Genomic DNA, 17831 nt, shown 5'->3' with positions numbered 1-17831 from the left:
CTCCCTTCTGTCCGCTCGACTTGCATGTATTAGGCACGCCGCCAGCGTTCGTCCTGAGCCAGGATCAAACTCTCCGAAAAAGTACAAAACCGAAGTTTTGCTTTTCGCCAGTTTGACTGACTACCTATGATGTATCATAGGATTTTTTTATAAAAACTCGAATTAACAGGTACGTTTTGTCTTGTTTAGTTTTCAAAGAACTTGTTTGTCACTCTCTCAAAGCGACCACTTAAATATATCATATATCCCTATCAATAGTCAACATTTTTCTTGAAAAACATTTTATTTTTTTAAGAAGTTTTTGTTATGAAAGAGATAAAAAATAGAGCCTCTTTTTGCTCCTTTGAAAGATTAACACATATCTATGAAAAAAGCATTATAAACTTCAAAAAAAATCATGTTTTTTCAAAAAAAAATAAAGCCGGTGAAAAACCGGCTTTATCTTTACTCAGATTGCTCTTGATCTGACTCTACATTTTCTACGTTTTCTTCACTATTCTCTTCATCGTCTTCTGGTGATTGTTCTACTAATGCCACTGTAGCAACATGTTCATCATCACCTAGACGGATCAGGCGGACACCTTGGGTAACTCGGCCTGTTGTGGAGATATCTGAAACAGCCATACGGATGATGACACCACTACCTGTAATAATCATCAAGTCTTCTTCAGCTTCAGCGTTAGTCGCCTTCACTGCAACAAGCGGACCGTTGTTGTCAGTGATCTTGCACGTTTTCAGACCTTTACCACCACGGCTTTGGACACGATATTCTTTTTCAGGCGTTAATTTACCATAACCTTTTTCAGTTACGATCAATACGTTTGCATCTGGCTCAAGGATTTCCATTCCAACGACGATGTCATCCTCAGAAAGTGTGATCCCTTTAACTCCAGCTGCTGTACGTCCCATTTCACGAACATCTGTCTCGTCGAAACGAATGAGCATTCCTTTTTTCGTTCCGATGATGATTTGTTTTTCACCATTGGTTAAACGAACAGCCATCAATTCATCTTCATCACGCAGGCTGAGTGCAATCAAACCGTTGTTTCGGATGTTTGCAAATTGAGACAATGACGTTCGTTTCGATACACCGTGTCTTGTTGTAAAGAAGAGATACGAATCTTCATCAAATTCGCTGACTGGAATAATGGCGTTTATCCACTCTCCCTTTTCTACTTCAAGAAGGTTAATAATCGGAATCCCTTTCGCTGTTCGTCCGAATTCAGGGATCTCATAGCCCTTTGCTCGATAGACCTTCCCTTTATTAGAGAAGAAGAGAATCGTATCGTGCGTCGATGTTGAGATCAGCTGTTCAACGAAATCATCTTCGTTGGTTCCCATTCCTTGTACACCTTTACCGCCTCTTTTTTGACTGCGGTATGTTGATGCAGGCAGGCGCTTAATATAACCATTATGAGTCAGTGTGATCACAATATTTTCAACAGGAATCAAATCTTCGTCTTCGATTGTTTCTATACCCGCTGTCACAATTTCTGTGCGGCGCGTATCATTGAAGCGTTCTTTGATTTCTGTTAATTCTTCTCTAATGATTTCTAGAACTTTCTCATTGTCTGCTAGAATGGCTTTCAATTCAGCAATCAATTCAACAAGCCCTTTGTATTCATCTTCTATTTTCTCTCTTTCTAAACCAGTCAAACGCTGGAGTCGCATATCGAGAATGGCCTGTGCTTGTTTTTCAGACAAGCTATAGTTTTCCATCAAACCATTTCTTGCAATTTCAGCAGTTTGAGAGCCTCTAATTAAGGCAATGACCTCATCTAAGTGATCAAGCGCAATTCTTAAGCCTTCTAAAATATGAGCTCTTGCTTCTGCTTTACGCAATTCATACGCCGTTCTTCGACGAATGATCACTTTCTGATGCTCAAGGTAATATTCAAGACATTGTTTGAGAGACAACACTTTCGGCTGTCCATCAACAAGTGCAAGCAAGTTAATACCGAAGGACGTTTGAAGTGTCGTTTGTTTATAAAGATTGTTTAATAGAACATGGACGTTTGCGTCTCTTCGTAGTTCAATGACAATTCTCATTCCATTACGGTCAGATTCATCACGAAGATCTGTAATGCCATCAATCTTTTTATCACGGACAAGATCAGCGATTTTTTCGATCAAACGAGCTTTGTTAACCTGATAAGGAATCTCGTTGATGACAATGCGCTGCTTACCACTAGATGTTTCTTCGATATTTGACTTTGCACGTAATGTAATAGAGCCTCGTCCTGTTTCATACGCTTTACGAATACCGCTTCGGCCAATGATTTGTCCCGCAGTTGGGAAGTCTGGACCTGGAATGATGTCCATTAGTTCCTGTGTCGTCATTTCAGGATTTTGACTAATTGCCAATACCCCATCAATCACTTCACCTAGTTGGTGAGGCGGGATATTCGTTGCCATCCCTACAGCAATTCCAGTTGCCCCGTTCACTAATAAGTTCGGGAACCTTGCAGGCATAACGACCGGCTCTCTTTCACTGCCATCGTAGTTATCTTGATAATCAATGGTGTCCTTTGTGATATCACGCAGGATCTCCATCGAAATTTTAGAAAGACGTGCCTCGGTATAACGCATGGCTGCTGCACCGTCTCCATCGACAGAACCAAAGTTCCCGTGCCCTTCAACCAGCATATTACGATAGTTGAAATCTTGCGCCATCCGAACCATCGCTTCATATACAGCGCTATCACCGTGAGGGTGGTACTTACCGATAACTTCCCCAACGATACGTGCAGATTTCTTAAATGGTTTATCACTTGTCATACCTAGGTCATTCATCGCATACAAAATTCTTCGATGCACAGGCTTCAATCCGTCTCGCACATCTGGTAATGCACGCGAAACAATAACACTCATTGCATAATCTAAAAAGGACGTACGCATTTCATGGCTAATATTCACTTCGCGTACATTTGGTGTATGTTGTTCACTCACTATAAGAACCTCCCTTTACGTATCACATGAAATAAATTATGTGGGAGTAAAATATGTATTTATCTTCACAAGACTATTCTCCATTATATCAATAATCTTGCCTTTATACACATTTATTTACTAGAAAATCAACGAAACGTAGAAAACCAGGACATTCGTTTCACGCCCCTGTTTCTTGAAAAACAACCTTATTCCAAACAAGAAATAAGGTTGCTCTCAAGGGGGGGATACCTATCTAAATATCAAGATTTTTTACGTATTGTGCATTTTCTTCGATAAAGTTACGTCTCGGCTCTACTTTATCTCCCATTAGCATTTCAAAAGTCTCATCAGCATCGATTGCATCCTCAAGTGTCACTTGAAGAAGTGTTCTCGCATCAGGATCCATTGTTGTTTCCCAAAGCTGAGTAGCATTCATCTCTCCAAGACCTTTATAACGCTGAAGTCCAGGTTTCGGTGTTTGAGGCAGTGTTTTTAACAGTTCATCTAGCTGTTTATCGTTATACACGTATTCAACACGCTTTCCTTGCTGCACTTTATATAAAGGCGGCTGTGCAATATACACATAACCGTTTTCAATGATTTCACGCATGTAGCGATAGAAGAATGTTAGGAGTAGCGTCCGAATATGCGCTCCATCAACATCAGCATCAGTCATGATCACAATTTTGTGATAACGTGCTTTCTCTAAAGTGAAGTCTTCTCCGATTCCGGTCCCTAGCGCTGTAATCATTGAACGAACCTCGTTGTTAGATAAAATTTTATCTAGTCGTGCTTTTTCAACGTTTAGGATCTTCCCTCTTAACGGTAAGATCGCTTGGAAATGTCGATCACGACCTTGCTTAGCAGATCCGCCCGCAGAGTCTCCCTCTACGATATAAAGCTCAGAGATGGATGGATCTTTAGAAGAACAGTCTGCCAGTTTCCCAGGCAAGCTAGAGACTTCCAGTGCACTTTTACGTCTTGTCAGCTCACGTGCCTTTTTGGCAGCCATTCTTGCACGAGCTGCCATCACACCTTTCTCCACAATTTTCTTTGCAGCATCAGGGTTCTCTAGGAGGAATTTCTCAAGTGCTTCGGAGAAGAGGGAGTCGGTAATGGTTCTTGCTTCTGAGTTACCGAGCTTTGTCTTCGTTTGTCCTTCGAATTGAGGGTCTGGATGTTTGATAGAGATAATGGCTGTCAAGCCTTCTCGTACATCTTCTCCGCTCAAATTCGAGTCACCATCTTTGAATACGCCATTTTTACGAGCATAATCATTGATGACACGCGTCAGACCGGTTTTAAAGCCAGCTTCGTGTGATCCGCCTTCATATGTGTTGATGTTATTGGCGAAAGAATAAATATTGCTTGTATAGGAATCGTTGTATTGCAGTGCTACTTCAACGGTGATTCCGTCTTTTTCACCCTCGATGTAAACTGGTTCTTCATGAACGACTTCCTTCGAGCGATTCAAATGTTCTACATAGCTCTTAATACCGCCTTCATAGCAGTATTCGTTTCTTCGCTCTTTGCCTTCACGTAAGTCTTCAATGATGATGTTGACGCCTTTTGTTAAGAAAGCTAACTCACGTACACGGTTAGCAAGTGTGTCGTAATCAAATTCAATGGTTTCAGTGAAAATTTCTGGATCTGGCACAAAATGAGTGGTTGTCCCTGTTACATCTGTTTCACCAATGATCTCTAAATCTCCAACTGGAACACCGCGTTTGAATTGTTGATAGTGAATTTTCCCATCACGGTATACAGTCACGTCTAAGGTCGTAGATAACGCATTAACAACAGATGCCCCTACACCATGCAGACCGCCAGATACTTTATAACCGCTGCCGTCAAATTTACCACCAGCGTGAAGAACCGTCATAATGACTTCTACAGCAGGACGTCCCATTTTTTCGTGAATCCCAACAGGAATTCCGCGGCCGTTATCTTTCACTGTGATGCTATTATCTTTTTCAATTTGCACTGTAATGTCTGTACAATAACCAGCTAAAGCCTCATCAATACTGTTGTCGACAATTTCCCATACAAGATGGTGAAGTCCTTTTGCACTGGTTGACCCAATGTACATTCCTGGACGTTTTCTAACCGCTTCTAGTCCTTCGAGCACCTGTATCTGATTTTCATCATAACTATTATGTTGCTGTTCCATTGCCACGTACATTCACCTACACTTTTCTTAAACGATATATTTATATGAATTGAGCTTTTAGACTTCAATTTCAATCAAAAATGAAGCACGTTTTTTGAGCGTGCTTGAGGAAAGAGGAGAGTAATACACGGATTCAGTTGTGACGACGATGGATTTGGGTGTCCCTTGTGACAACGAAATGATTTGTTCTTCTTGTTTTTGAAGAAATTCCTCTACAACAGAAGATGACCTCATTTTGTAATCAACAATTGCGACAATCTCTCGTGTAGAAACAACACAATCATCACCTAAATGAATATACAAGACTCACACCTCATTTATCAGTCAATTACTTTTCCACTGGCTACTCTGAAAATTTCCGCTTCTTTCAGGGTGGCGTGGTCGATGCCTTCAACACTCGTAGTGGTGACAAAGGTCTGTACACGTCCCTGAATGGTATGGAGCAAATGAGACTGTCTGTAATCATCAAGTTCAGATAAAACATCATCGAGTAGAAGAATTGGGTATTCACCGATTTCTTCATGAATCAGATCAATTTCTGCCAGCTTTAGTGAAAGAGCTGTTGTTCTTTGCTGCCCTTGAGAGCCATATGTCTGAACATCCCGACCATTCACAAAGAAAAGAAGATCATCTCTGTGAGGCCCCCATAGCGTCACCCCTCGGTCTATTTCTCTGTCTCTTAGTTTCTGAAACGATTCTTCATAGCTATTTTTTATTTTCGACAAGTCTGACGCTTCTGATACCTCTATGGCCGTCTGGTATTGGAGCGTGAGCGTTTCCAGCTCTCTTGAAATCCCAAAATGCAGCGGCTGCGCCCATTTTTCGAGCTGTTTCGTAAAAGTCAGTCGTCTTTTGACAACCTTCGCTGCCGCATCAATCAACTGCTCTGTTAAAATCTCCAGCATCGCTTGATCCGTTTGCTTTCTTGTTTGCAATTGTTTCAAGTAATGATTTCGCTGAGTGAGGATTTTTTGATAGAGCGATAAATCATGCAAGTAGACAGCAGACACTTGTCCAATCTCCATGTCGAGGAATCTTCTGCGGATTTGCGGGCTACCTTTCACAAGGCTGAGATCCTCTGGTGCAAACATGATGGTGTTCAAGGCACCAACATAATGACTGAGTTTCTGTTGTTCAATGTGATTGACCTTGCCCTTTTTTCCTTTTTTTGAGATCACGAGCTGCATGGGGAGTGGACCATTTTTTTTGATGACTCTACCTTCTATTTTAGCATAGTCTTCGTCCCATCGGATAAGTTCTTTATCATTTGACGTACGATGAGACTTTGCCATCGACAATACATAGATCGCTTCCATCAGGTTCGTTTTACCTTGGGCGTTCTCACCAATCATCACATTCACCTTATTGTCGAATTGAAGCTCGGTGTGTTCATAGTTTCGGTATGAAGTTAACGCCAGACTTTGAATGTACATGTATTGTCACCCGTTTCTAATTCACAACTTGAAATGTGCCGTGACCTTCTATCTCGACAACATCACCTGGGTATAATTTGCGTCCCCGTCTATTATCTGGCTCTTGATTGATGAACACCTCATGTTCACTTAAAAACCACTTCGCCATTCCACCAGATTGAATGACTTCGGCTAATTTCAAAAACTGCCCTAATGTAATCATTTCTGTTTCAATCGTTATCAGATTAGGCATTGTATCGACCTCTTTCAATATCACTAATATCTAATTGTACTAAAAAACAAGACAAGAAGGAAAGGGGGAAAGCGAACTGGGATGAAAGAAAGCTGAGGAAACGAGGAAAAAAGCTGCTGTGCGCTCACACAGCAGCCATTTTAGACCAAATTAATACGTTCTAACTGGAAGAATCAATTGCAAAATGGAATCATCATTTGGCGTGCGTAATAGGAATGGTCTCATTGCGCCAGTGAAACTGACATGAATCTCTGTTCCCTCTAATACTTTTAAAGCATCAAGCATATATTTCGGACTGAAAGAGATTTTAAGATCCTCCCCTTTAATGTCATCTGCTTGCACCGTTTCAACTACTTTACCGATTTCAGGCGAATTAGAAGAAATTTCAAGGCTTTGCGCAGGATCAGCAGAAAGCTTCACAACGTTGTTACGCCCTTCTCTTGCTAAAAGTGACGCGCGATCAATCGCTTGAAGGAATTCTTTCGTATTCACCACTACATCCGTTTTACTTTCTTGCGGAATGAGGCGAGCTGTATCTGGGTAATTACCATCCAGCAATCTTGAGAAGAACAGCACGTTCTGTGCTTTAAAGAGAACCTGTGTCTCCGTAATGACGATGCTCACAAGATCTTGTCCATCATCAAGAATTTTACTTAGCTCTGTTAAACTCTTTCCAGGAATGACCACATTGTACGAGCTTTCCTCGTTAATATCCAACTTCGCTTTTCTTAAAGCAAGACGATGACTATCCGTTGCTGTGCATATTAATTCACCTTTTTCAACCTTCCAGTTTACACCTGTCAAGATAGGTCGTGTTTCTGAGGTGGACACTGCGAAAACCGTTTGACGGATAAGGTTTTTAAGCAAATCTGTTGGAATTTGAAAAGCATGATGCTCTTCAATTTGTGGCAGATGCGGATATTCTTCAGCATCTAAGCCGTTTAAATTAAATTCTGCTGAACCAGAGCGGATGATGGTCAGATGATTTTGTTCTACCTCAATTTCGACAGTAGACATAGGCAGTTTCTTAACGATTTCGCTAAAGAAGCGGGCTTGCAGCACAATACTTCCTGGTCGATCAATTGTAATGACTTCTAAATCTCCATCTCTTTGAGGAATAAAAGATTCGATTGAGATATCAGAATCGCTCCCTGTGAGAGAAACCCCTTCGTCAGATGCAACAATTTTAATCCCTGTCAAAATAGGAATCGTTGTTCTAGAGGATACGGCCTTTAATACATCTTGGACACTTTCAACAAGACGATCTTTTTGAATCGTGAATTTCATAGTGGTCCTCCTAATTTTTCTTAATGACATGTATATATATTTATTTAATAAAAATCGTAGAAGTACTAGTAGGGCTTGTGAATATGTGGATAAGTCAGTAGAAAGAAAGGAAAGACAGCCTATCCACATGTGGACAGACTGTGTATGACTATGCTCTAGTTATTCACATTTTCCCGTACTTATCTTATCAGCTTGATTATTTTAGTTGTTCTTTGATCTCTTTGACATGCTGCTGAAGCTGTTCATCTTCAACGATTAATTTTGAAATTTTCTCATGAGCATGAATGACGGTCGTATGATCTCGTCCGCCAAATTCTTCTCCGATTTTAGGTAGAGAGGAATCTGTCATTTCTCTAGAGAGATACATCGCAATTTGTCTTGGATAAGCAACTGATTTCGTACGTTTCTTCGCTTTGAAATCTTCTAATCGAATATTAAATTGCTGCCCTACAATTCTTTGAATATCTTTAATTGTAATCACCTTAGGTTTCGATGAAGGAATGATGTCCTTTAGGGCTTCAGCCGCTAGATCAGCATTGATGTCTTTATTGATTAAAGAAGAGTAAGCAACAACACGAATCAAAGCACCTTCCAGTTCCCGAATGTTGCTGTCGATTTGATTGGCAATATAAAGCATGACTTCATTCGGAATGTCTAAACCTTCTGCTTTTGCTTTTTTACGTAAGATCGCAATACGCGTTTCTAGATCTGGCGGGGTAATGTCTGTAATTAAGCCCCATTCGAATCGAGAGCGTAATCTGTCTTCAAGTGTCGGAATTTCCTTTGGCGGACGGTCACTAGAAATGACGATTTGCTTACTTTCTTCGTGAAGTGTGTTGAATGTATGGAAAAACTCTTCTTGTGTTTGTTCTTTTCCTGCTAAAAATTGAATATCATCTATCAAAAGCACATCTACATTCCGATAGCGATTACGGAAATCGACTGCTTTGTTGTCCCGGATTGAGTTGATAAATTCATTTGTAAATTTTTCAGATGATAGATAGACCACTTTGGCTGATGGATTATGGTCGATGACGTAATGACCGATCGCATGCATTAAGTGAGTCTTTCCTAAACCAACGCCCCCATAAATAAAAAGCGGGTTATATGCTTTTGCTGGTGCTTCTGCGACTGCAAGTGAAGCGGCATGAGCAAAACGGTTGCCTGAACCAATAACAAAAGTATCAAATGTATATTTTGGATTCAGCATATTTTGTGGAATTTCAACGGGTTCTTCTTTCGACATTTTTTTGATTGGAGATTTTGGCATGGCTTCCTCTTCGTCCTGATTTTGAGGAATGATAAATTTGATGCTGAGCTCTTCGCCTGTCAGTTCATAGATGGTATCTGCAATTAAGTGAAGGTATCTTGACTCGAGCCAGTCTCTTGCAAATTCATTAGGTGCAGTAATAGTCAGCGTATCTCCTTGAAGAGAATGGGCTTTAGTGGACTTCATCCATGTTTCAAAACTAGGTTTGCTCAATTTTGTCTCTATTTTTTGAAGTGCTTTATTCCACAGATCCAAAATATTTTCCATAAGGCTTCTCCCCCCTCCTTTTCTTTTTAAAATGACCAGTATCAAACTGTTATAGAACACGAAAAAGAGCAAATGGTCATCACCATTCGTGCACATACTTTGTTGAAAACAATTAATATAGTAGAAAAACGTCTTTTCGACAAATTACACAGGTTGTGGATAAACAATTCAACAAGCTGTGTAATAACTTTCCACAGGTTATCCACAAATTGTGGATAAGATAAATAGGCCAGATAAGTAATTAAGAGTTAAAACACAAATATAATATCAAAATAAACAAGATGGTGCAATGGGTGTCACAAACTTATCCACACACTTTACATCCTGTTGAAAAATAATTATCCACATAGGTTATTTGTGTGAAAAAAATGTCGATAATGGATGTGGATAGTCAAAATATGCCGGAAAAATATCCACAACCTTGTTTTGAAGGTTTTTTTGAAGGAAAAAAAGAATAAAATGCTGGAAACTAAAAAAGAAGGTTTCTTCACTTGATAACTTGTGTTATGCTTATAAGGTTGATAATAAGAGTTTTATCATTGATATTGACAATCGATGGGTTACACAAATATAATGAGTTAGACTGTCTTAAACAGCTATTCCTCAGGGAGGTGTCATAAATGAAAAGAACGTTTCAACCAAATAACCGTAAGCGTAGTAAAGTTCATGGCTTCCGCAGCCGTATGAGTTCTAAAAACGGACGTCTAGTTTTAAAGCGACGCCGCAGCAAAGGTAGAAAAAAATTATCAGCTTAGGCCACTGAATAATGTCAGTGGTCTTTTTTACATAAAATCGTAAATGAACTGTCAGTTTTTATCGGAGTGGAAGAAAACATGAAGAAGCGAAACAGGCTAAAAAAAAATGAAGAGTTTCAAACAGTGTTCAAAAAAGGTCAATCAATGGCTAATCGCCAATTCGTCATTTATCAGCTGGACCAACCAAATCAAGAAGAACTGCGTTTAGGATTGTCTGTCAGTAAGAAGATAGGTAATGCAGTGATAAGAAACCGGATTAAACGACTAATCCGTCAGGTGTTCTTAGAGGAAGGTCATAAGCTAAAGCAAGAAAAAGACTACATTGTTATTGCACGAAAACCAGCAAGCGAATTGACCTTTGAAGAAACAAAGAAGTCTCTCCAGCATTTATTTAGAAAATCCGCTGTTTATCAACAACAACCGAAAAAGTCTTCGTAATAGAAACTTTCGTTGAATCAATTTTTAAAAGCGCTTCCTTCATCTAGTGAATAAAAATGAAACCACCACTTTGTAATGAAAAAATGTTACCATACTGATTAGGTGAGTCACTTTCGTAATCAATTCCAACTTAAATAAAGTTTGAAGTAATGGGAGGAATCTTGTTGAAAAGGCGATTATTACTAATATTTAGCTTGATAGGCGTGTTGGTTCTATTGGCAGGATGTACACAAATCAATGAACCAATCACATCAGATAGTAAGGGATTCTGGAATTCTTACATTGTATACCCGCTATCTCAATTAATCACTTACATGGCAAACTTAACTGGTGAAAACTATGGTGTAGCGATTATTATTGTAACTCTTTTGATTCGTTTGCTCATTTTACCACTAATGATTAAACAGTTAAGAAGTACAAAAGCAATGCAAGCACTTCAGCCAGAACTAAAGAAGCTTCGTGAAAAATATAGCTCAAAAGACCAGAAAACACAGCAGCAGCTTCAACAGGAAACAATGGCTCTTTTCCAAAAGAATGGTGTAAATCCATTAGCAGGGTGTTTCCCAATCTTAATTCAAATGCCAATCTTAATTGGTTTTTATCATGCGATCATGAGAACAGCTGAAATCAAGAAGCATACTTTCTTATGGTTTGACTTAGGCAGTCCAGATCCATTATTCCTGTTACCGATTATTGCAGGTGTAGCTACTTTTATTCAGCAGAAGCTAATGATGGCTGGCAATCCTTCGGACAACCCTCAAATGGCGATTATGCTTTGGGTGATGCCAATTATGATCATTGTATTTGCAATCAGTTTCCCAGCGGCACTTTCACTGTACTGGGTTGTAGGTAACATTTTCATGATCATTCAAACGTTGGTCATTAAAACACCTCAAGTAAAAGTTGATACAAAAGAAAAAGCTGGCGGGAACAAAAAATGAAGGAAATAACTGCTGTCGGTCGCACAGTCGAAGAAGCAGTAGATTCCGGACTGAAACAAATTCAACTACTACAAGAAGAAGTAGATATCACAATAGTAGATGAAGGAAACAAAGGGTTTTTAGGATTATTTGGTAAAAGGCAAGCTGTTGTCAAGTTAGTAGAAAAGCGAGATGCGCTCAAATTAGCAACACAGTATTTAGATAAAATTGTTAAATCAATTGATCCTAAAGCAAACATTGTTTCGAAAAAAGAAACGAAAAAGATCTCTTTTCACATTGATGGAGACAAAACTTCATTAATGATTGGAAAAAGAGGACAAACACTGTACTCTTTAGAAACCTTGGTGCAGTTAGTGTTTAATCGTTATTCTGATCAATATCATCATATTACAATTGATATTGGAGATTATAGGAAGAAACGACAAGAAGCACTTGAACAATACGCAATCAAAACGGCAAATCGTGTTTTAAAAACGAAGAGAAAGGTTCATTTAGAACCGATGCCTTCGAATGAACGAAAAGTCGTTCATGATACGATTGCAGCATTTTCTAAAGAACTTGCCACGGCATCCGAAGATACAGGCAGCAAGCGTCATGTTGTGGTGATGTATAAAAAATAGCAGAAAGGCTAAGATTCAGCAAAGCTGGATTTTAGTCTTTTTTTATTGAAAAATTACCTTTTAATAGTAGATTAATCCTTTATTTCTAAAAAGTTAGTGTGTTATTTAAATCGAAAACGTCATTTTCCCTTAGTTGCAAAGGGAGAAGGACGTTTTAATTTATTGGATTTAGGTGTAAGATGTGAAGACAAGTTTAGAACGTCGTTATTCACATGTGGATAAGTTAAGTGTTAAAATAGACAGGGTGCAAAACTGTGGATAATTAAATGTGGGCTACTTTCGCTTCGCATGCATTTGTGGTATCTTTAAATTTTGGATTAAGCGTTTTTGATATAGAGATGGACAACGTCCATTTAATAGATATAAGACTGTCTATTGAATAGAGAAAGAGGTGAATGAGCGGTGGATACAATTGCAGCAATTTCTACACCAATGGGTGAAGGGGCAATTGCCATTATACGTTTAAGCGGGCCTGATGCAGTTCAAATTGCTGATCGCATGTATAAGGGGCCTAAGGAGAAAAAACTTGTATCAGTGGATTCTCATACAATTCATTATGGTCATATTGTAGATTCAAGTACCGAGCAAGTGATAGAAGAGGTCATGGTGTCTGTATTAAGAGCGCCAAAAACATTTACGAGAGAAGACGTTATTGAGATCAACTGCCATGGCGGAATTGTCACGGTCAATAAAGTCTTGCAGCTTGCTTTAAAAGAAGGAGCGAGATTAGCGGAGCCAGGTGAGTTTACAAAACGTGCTTTCCTAAATGGAAGAATCGACTTGTCACAAGCAGAAGCCGTAATGGACTTGATTCGTGCAAAAACTGACCGTGCGATGAATGTCGCAATGACTCAAATGGAGGGACGTCTCTCCGGTTTGATTAAACGTCTTCGTGGTGAGATATTGGAGACACTTGCCCATGTAGAAGTGAATATTGATTATCCAGAGTATGACGATGTGGAAGAAATGACACATCGAGTCTTAGTTGAAAAGGCGACATCTGTGAAAAAGGAAATTGAATCGCTTCTAACGACTTCACAGCAGGGGAAAATCCTTCGTGAGGGATTATCTACTGTTATTATTGGAAGGCCAAATGTTGGGAAGTCTTCCTTATTAAATAGTCTTGTTCAGGAAACAAAGGCGATTGTGACCGATATTCCTGGAACTACCAGAGATGTCATCGAGGAATATGTGAATGTAAGAGGAGTACCGCTCCGTTTAGTAGATACTGCAGGTATACGTGAGACTGAAGACATTGTTGAGCGTATTGGGGTCGAACGATCAAGACAGGTCTTAAAAGAAGCTGACCTGATTTTACTTGTGCTCAATTATAGTGAGGAGTTATCTGAGGAAGATATTAAGCTATTTGAGGCTGTCTCGGGTATGGATATTATTGTGATTGTCAATAAGACTGATCTTGAGCCTAAACTTGATGTAGAAAAAGTAAAAGAGTTAGCGAAAGATCGTCCAGTCGTGACAACATCTTTATTACAAGAAAAAGGGATTGATGAGCTTGAAATGGCCATTCAATCTTTATTCTTCACTGGCTCAATTGAAAGTGGAGATTTAACGTATGTAAGCAATACTAGGCATATTGCGCTCCTTCAAGAAGCAAAACAATCGATTGAGGATGCTCTAGAAGGAATTGAAATGGATGTACCGATCGACATTGTTCAAATAGATTTAACACGCTGTTGGGAGCAGCTAGGTGAAATTATTGGGGATGCTGTTCATGAAAGCTTAATTGATCAGTTATTCTCTCAATTCTGTTTAGGAAAGTAAAGGGAGGAACAAAAGAAATGGGTTATGAAGCTGGCCAATATGATGTAATCGTCGTCGGTGCCGGTCATGCTGGTGTTGAGGCTGCTCTTGCTTCTGCAAGACAGGGCGCCAAAACACTTGTATTGACCATCAATCTCGATATGGTTGCTTTTATGCCATGTAATCCGTCCGTAGGAGGTCCCGCTAAAGGGATTGTCGTCAGAGAAATTGATGCGCTAGGCGGAGAAATGGCACGAAATATAGATAAGACGCATATTCAAATGCGTATGCTGAATACTGGGAAAGGACCTGCTGTCCGTGCGTTAAGAGCGCAAGCAGATAAGTTTCAATATCAGCACGAAATGAAAAAAACAATGGAAAATGAACCAAACCTAACAATGCTGCAAGGGATGGTAGACCATTTAATTGTAGAAGATGATGAATGTAAAGGTGTTGTGACTCAAACAGGTGCAAATTATCGTGCGAAGTCTGTTGTTCTAACGACTGGTACTTTCTTAAAAGGCCGCATTATTTTAGGGGATCTTTCTTATTCAAGCGGTCCTAATAATCAGCAGCCTTCCATTAAATTATCGGATCATCTAGCAGAATTAGGATTCGATTTGGTTCGCTTTAAAACTGGGACACCACCTCGAGTAAACAGCCACTCGATTGATTATAGTAAGACGGAAATTCAACCAGGTGACGATGTACCACGTGCGTTTTCTTATGAAACTGTGGAATATATTACAGATCAATTACCATGCTGGTTAACATACACGAGTTTAGAGACTCATCAAATTATTGATGAGAATCTTCACCGTTCTCCTATGTATTCAGGTATGATTAAAGGAACAGGTCCTAGATACTGCCCGTCTATTGAGGATAAGGTGGTTCGTTTTAATGATAAACCGAGACATCAAATTTTCTTAGAGCCAGAAGGCCGTAATACGCAAGAAGTGTATGTTCAAGGTTTATCTACAAGTCTGCCAGAGGATGTACAGCAGCGAATGCTGTCAACCATTCCAGGACTTGAAAATGTACAAATGATGCGAGCGGGTTATGCCATTGAGTATGATGCGATTGTGCCTACACAATTGTGGCCGACACTTGAGACGAAGAAAATTTCTGGATTATATACAGCTGGCCAAATTAATGGTACCTCTGGTTATGAGGAAGCTGCAGGTCAAGGAATTATGGCAGGTATCAATGCAGGAAGAAAAGCATTGGGTAAAGAAGAAGTCATTTTAAGCCGATCTGATGCATATATCGGTGTTCTCATTGATGATCTTGTCACGAAGGGTACAAATGAACCTTACCGTCTTTTAACTTCTCGTGCAGAGTACCGCTTACTTCTGCGTCATGACAATGCTGATTTAAGATTAACGGAACTTGGATATAACATTGGTTTAATTTCTGAAGAGAGATTCCAAGCATTCACACAGAAAAAAGAGGCTATTGAAGCAGAGAAAAAACGTTTATATTCTGTCATTATTAAACCTACAGCAGAGACACAGGAATATATTCGTTCTCTTGGTGGAAGTGAATTGAAGGACGGTATTCGCGCTAGTGATCTGATGAAGCGTCCAGAGATGAACTATGAATCTGTTGTGAAACTAGCTCCTGCTGACACACCGCTTCCTGCTGATGTGTGTGAACAGGTAGAGATTCAAATTAAATATGAAGGTTATATTGAAAAGTCGCTCCAACAAGTTGAAAAGCTGAAAAAGATGGAAAATAAAAAGATTCCGGATCGAATCGATTATGATGCCATCAAAGGGATTGCAACTGAAGCGAAGCAAAAGCTAAAAGAAGTCCGACCGCTTTCTGTTGCACAGGCTTCTCGTATTTCAGGCGTTAACCCTGCTGATATTTCTATCCTTTTAGTGTATTTGGAGCAGGGACGTATTGCGAAGATAGCAGAGTAGAAAGGATGTCGGCATGAACATTGAACAATTTACAGCAGCACTAGAGGAGAAAGGGATCACTCTTTCTCCAGTGCAGCTTGAACAATTTGAAACTTACTTCCATATGCTTGTAGAATGGAACGAGAAGATGAATTTAACGTCCATTACAGAAAAGGAAGAAGTATATTTAAAGCATTTTTATGACTCGATATCAGCAGCATTTTTTATTGATTTTCACAATGTGACAACAATTTGTGATATTGGAGCTGGTGCTGGTTTTCCAAGCATTCCTCTTAAAATTTGTTTCCCTCATCTACATGTGACCATTGTTGATTCTCTCCAGAAACGCATTACGTTTCTCAATGAGTTAGCAAAAGGGTTAAACTTACAAGATACTACTTTTTATCATGATCGTGCGGAGACCTTTGGACAACGTAAAGATCAACGTGAAAGCTATGACCTTGTCACCGCTAGAGCAGTTGCGCGCTTATCTGTCTTGAGCGAACTATGCCTGCCTCTTGTGAAAAGGGAAGGTTTGTTTGTTGCATTAAAAGCATCTGCTGCAGATGAAGAGATGCAAGCAGGAAAAAAAGCCGTCACTGTCCTCGGAGGAGAGGTTGTTGAAAAGCATTCCTTTGTTCTTCCTTTAGAAGAAAGCGAACGGAACATCATTGTCATTGAAAAGAAAAAACAAACACCAAAAAAATATCCTAGAAAACCAGGAACACCTAATAAATCACCAATAGAGGGTTGATCATGTAAAAGGTCGGTTTTTCTTCAATATTTATGATTTTACAGAAGGAAAAAACATGAGAAAATAGAATTATAAAAAGGTAGTTTTTAAAGGTGGTGTAGGTTCATGAAGCATTCACTCTCACGCTTCTTCGGGCTTGGTGACAAAGAACATCCTGAGCGTGATACCGAAATAGAGGCAGAGATTGCTGAGCATGAAACATTAAAGGAAGAGATACAGGAGCTCCCGGTCGACACAATTATGCCTAACCGTTTTCAGCCACGCACCATTTTTTCAGAAGAAAAGATACAAGAGCTGGCCACAACCATCCATACCCATGGCATTATTCAACCGATTGTTGTTAGACCAACAGAAGAAGAAGGAAAATATGAACTGATCGCCGGCGAAAGACGTTGGAGAGCGGTACAAACTCTTCAATGGGAGAAGATCCCCGCTATTATAAAAGATTTTACTGATACGGAAACGGCATCTGTGGCATTGATTGAAAATTTGCAAAGAGAAGAGCTGTCTGCAATTGAAGAGGCTCATGCTTATGCACGTCTTTTAGAGCTTCATGATTTAACGCAAGAAGCGCTTGCTCAGCGTTTAGGTAAGGGACAATCGACTGTTGCAAACAAACTAAGACTTTTAAAGTTGCCTGAAGAGGTACAGCAAGCCATTTTGGAGAAAAAAATCTCAGAGAGACATGCCCGTTCACTTGTACCTCTAAAGCTGCCAGAATTACAGATCACGCTGTTGCAGGAAATCATCGAAAAGCAGCTGAATGTGAAACAGACTGAAGAGCGTGTAGTGAAGATGCTTGAACAAAAAACAGATCGCAAACCGAAGCCGAAACGTAAGGCGTTTAGCCGAGATACGCGAATTGCGATGAATACCATTCGTCAGTCTCTCCACATGGTAGAAGACAGCGGACTTAAAATAAATACCGAGGAAGAAGAATTTGAGGAATATATCCAATTAACGATTCGAATTCCTAAATAGAAAGCAGCTGATGAGCATTACTCGTCAGCTTTTTTGTCTTTCTCTCCCTTCAATTCATGATATTTACTTATTATTAATTAATTGGTA

At 39.6% G+C, this 17831-nt stretch carries 15 protein-coding genes and 1 rRNA gene; 8 read left to right on the top strand and 8 right to left on the bottom strand.

The genetic code is table 11. The features are described 5' to 3' along the window. The 8 genes from ACRRMM_RS17295 to dnaA all read right to left on the bottom strand — a co-directional run. Positions 1–80: ribosomal RNA gene (locus ACRRMM_RS17295) — 16S ribosomal RNA — on the bottom strand; the annotation flags it as partial. Between the two features lie 364 nt (positions 81–444). After that, on the bottom strand, positions 445–2949 hold the full coding sequence (gene gyrA / locus ACRRMM_RS17290; protein ID WP_008347605.1) for a DNA gyrase subunit A: 2505 nt from the start codon (positions 2947–2949) through the stop codon (positions 445–447). A gap of 235 nt (positions 2950–3184) precedes the next feature. Then, a complete protein-coding gene (gyrB, locus tag ACRRMM_RS17285) occupies positions 3185–5101 on the bottom strand; it encodes a DNA topoisomerase (ATP-hydrolyzing) subunit B (protein WP_025206585.1) in 1917 nt (638 codons plus the stop codon). A 57-nt stretch (positions 5102–5158) separates the two neighbouring features. Continuing rightward, positions 5159–5404, bottom strand: coding sequence for an extracellular matrix regulator RemB (gene remB / locus ACRRMM_RS17280; protein ID WP_144683133.1), 246 nt, complete (start codon positions 5402–5404; stop codon positions 5159–5161). Between the two features lie 17 nt (positions 5405–5421). After that, positions 5422–6534, bottom strand: coding sequence for a DNA replication/repair protein RecF (recF, locus tag ACRRMM_RS17275; protein ID WP_007497487.1), 1113 nt, complete (start codon positions 6532–6534; stop codon positions 5422–5424). Between the two features lie 16 nt (positions 6535–6550). Beyond that, complete coding sequence (gene yaaA / locus ACRRMM_RS17270) at positions 6551–6766, bottom strand: S4 domain-containing protein YaaA (RefSeq protein WP_008347598.1); 216 nt, start codon at positions 6764–6766, stop codon at positions 6551–6553. Between the two features lie 150 nt (positions 6767–6916). Further along, complete coding sequence (dnaN, locus tag ACRRMM_RS17265; RefSeq protein ID WP_008347596.1) at positions 6917–8053, bottom strand: DNA polymerase III subunit beta; 1137 nt, start codon at positions 8051–8053, stop codon at positions 6917–6919. A gap of 196 nt (positions 8054–8249) precedes the next feature. Further along, positions 8250–9590 carry a chromosomal replication initiator protein DnaA gene (gene dnaA, locus ACRRMM_RS17260; protein WP_008347594.1) on the bottom strand — a complete coding sequence of 447 codons (1341 nt, stop codon included), beginning with the start codon at positions 9588–9590 and terminating at the stop codon, positions 8250–8252. A gap of 620 nt (positions 9591–10210) precedes the next feature. Here dnaA and rpmH point away from each other — a divergent pair. The 8 genes from rpmH (at position 10211) to noc (ending at position 17744) form a co-directional block, all read left to right on the top strand. Continuing rightward, positions 10211–10345: a 50S ribosomal protein L34 gene (gene rpmH / locus ACRRMM_RS17255; RefSeq protein ID WP_008360908.1), complete on the top strand. Its 135-nt coding sequence runs from the start codon at positions 10211–10213 to the stop codon at positions 10343–10345. A gap of 78 nt (positions 10346–10423) precedes the next feature. Further along, positions 10424–10783, top strand: a complete 360-nt coding sequence (gene rnpA, locus ACRRMM_RS17250; protein WP_008347592.1) for a ribonuclease P protein component — start codon at positions 10424–10426, stop codon at positions 10781–10783. 158 nt (positions 10784–10941) lie between these two features. After that, positions 10942–11724, top strand: a complete 783-nt coding sequence (spoIIIJ, locus tag ACRRMM_RS17245) for a YidC family membrane integrase SpoIIIJ (RefSeq protein WP_089374159.1) — start codon at positions 10942–10944, stop codon at positions 11722–11724. After that, complete coding sequence (gene jag, locus ACRRMM_RS17240) at positions 11721–12344, top strand: RNA-binding cell elongation regulator Jag/EloR (RefSeq protein WP_035390148.1); 624 nt, start codon at positions 11721–11723, stop codon at positions 12342–12344. Before spoIIIJ ends, jag begins: the two co-directional genes overlap by 4 nt. A gap of 402 nt (positions 12345–12746) precedes the next feature. Then, positions 12747–14126: a tRNA uridine-5-carboxymethylaminomethyl(34) synthesis GTPase MnmE gene (gene mnmE / locus ACRRMM_RS17235; protein WP_017359868.1), complete on the top strand. Its 1380-nt coding sequence runs from the start codon at positions 12747–12749 to the stop codon at positions 14124–14126. 17 nt (positions 14127–14143) lie between these two features. Next, positions 14144–16030, top strand: a complete 1887-nt coding sequence (gene mnmG, locus ACRRMM_RS17230; RefSeq protein ID WP_039169033.1) for a tRNA uridine-5-carboxymethylaminomethyl(34) synthesis enzyme MnmG — start codon at positions 14144–14146, stop codon at positions 16028–16030. 13 nt (positions 16031–16043) lie between these two features. Next, complete coding sequence (rsmG, locus tag ACRRMM_RS17225; RefSeq protein WP_250027103.1) at positions 16044–16763, top strand: 16S rRNA (guanine(527)-N(7))-methyltransferase RsmG; 720 nt, start codon at positions 16044–16046, stop codon at positions 16761–16763. Between the two features lie 105 nt (positions 16764–16868). Next, positions 16869–17744 (top strand): nucleoid occlusion protein, encoded by an 876-nt coding sequence (noc, locus tag ACRRMM_RS17220; RefSeq protein ID WP_024718432.1) that lies wholly within the window; start codon positions 16869–16871, stop codon positions 17742–17744. Positions 17745–17831 lie beyond the last annotated feature (87 nt).

Source organism: Bacillus sp. XT-4, from assembly GCF_050864245.1.
Lineage (GTDB): Bacteria > Bacillota > Bacilli > Bacillales > Bacillaceae > Bacillus > Bacillus altitudinis.
Note: the sequence above shows the minus strand (reverse complement) of the source record. Positions and strands in the feature narration are given on the sequence as shown.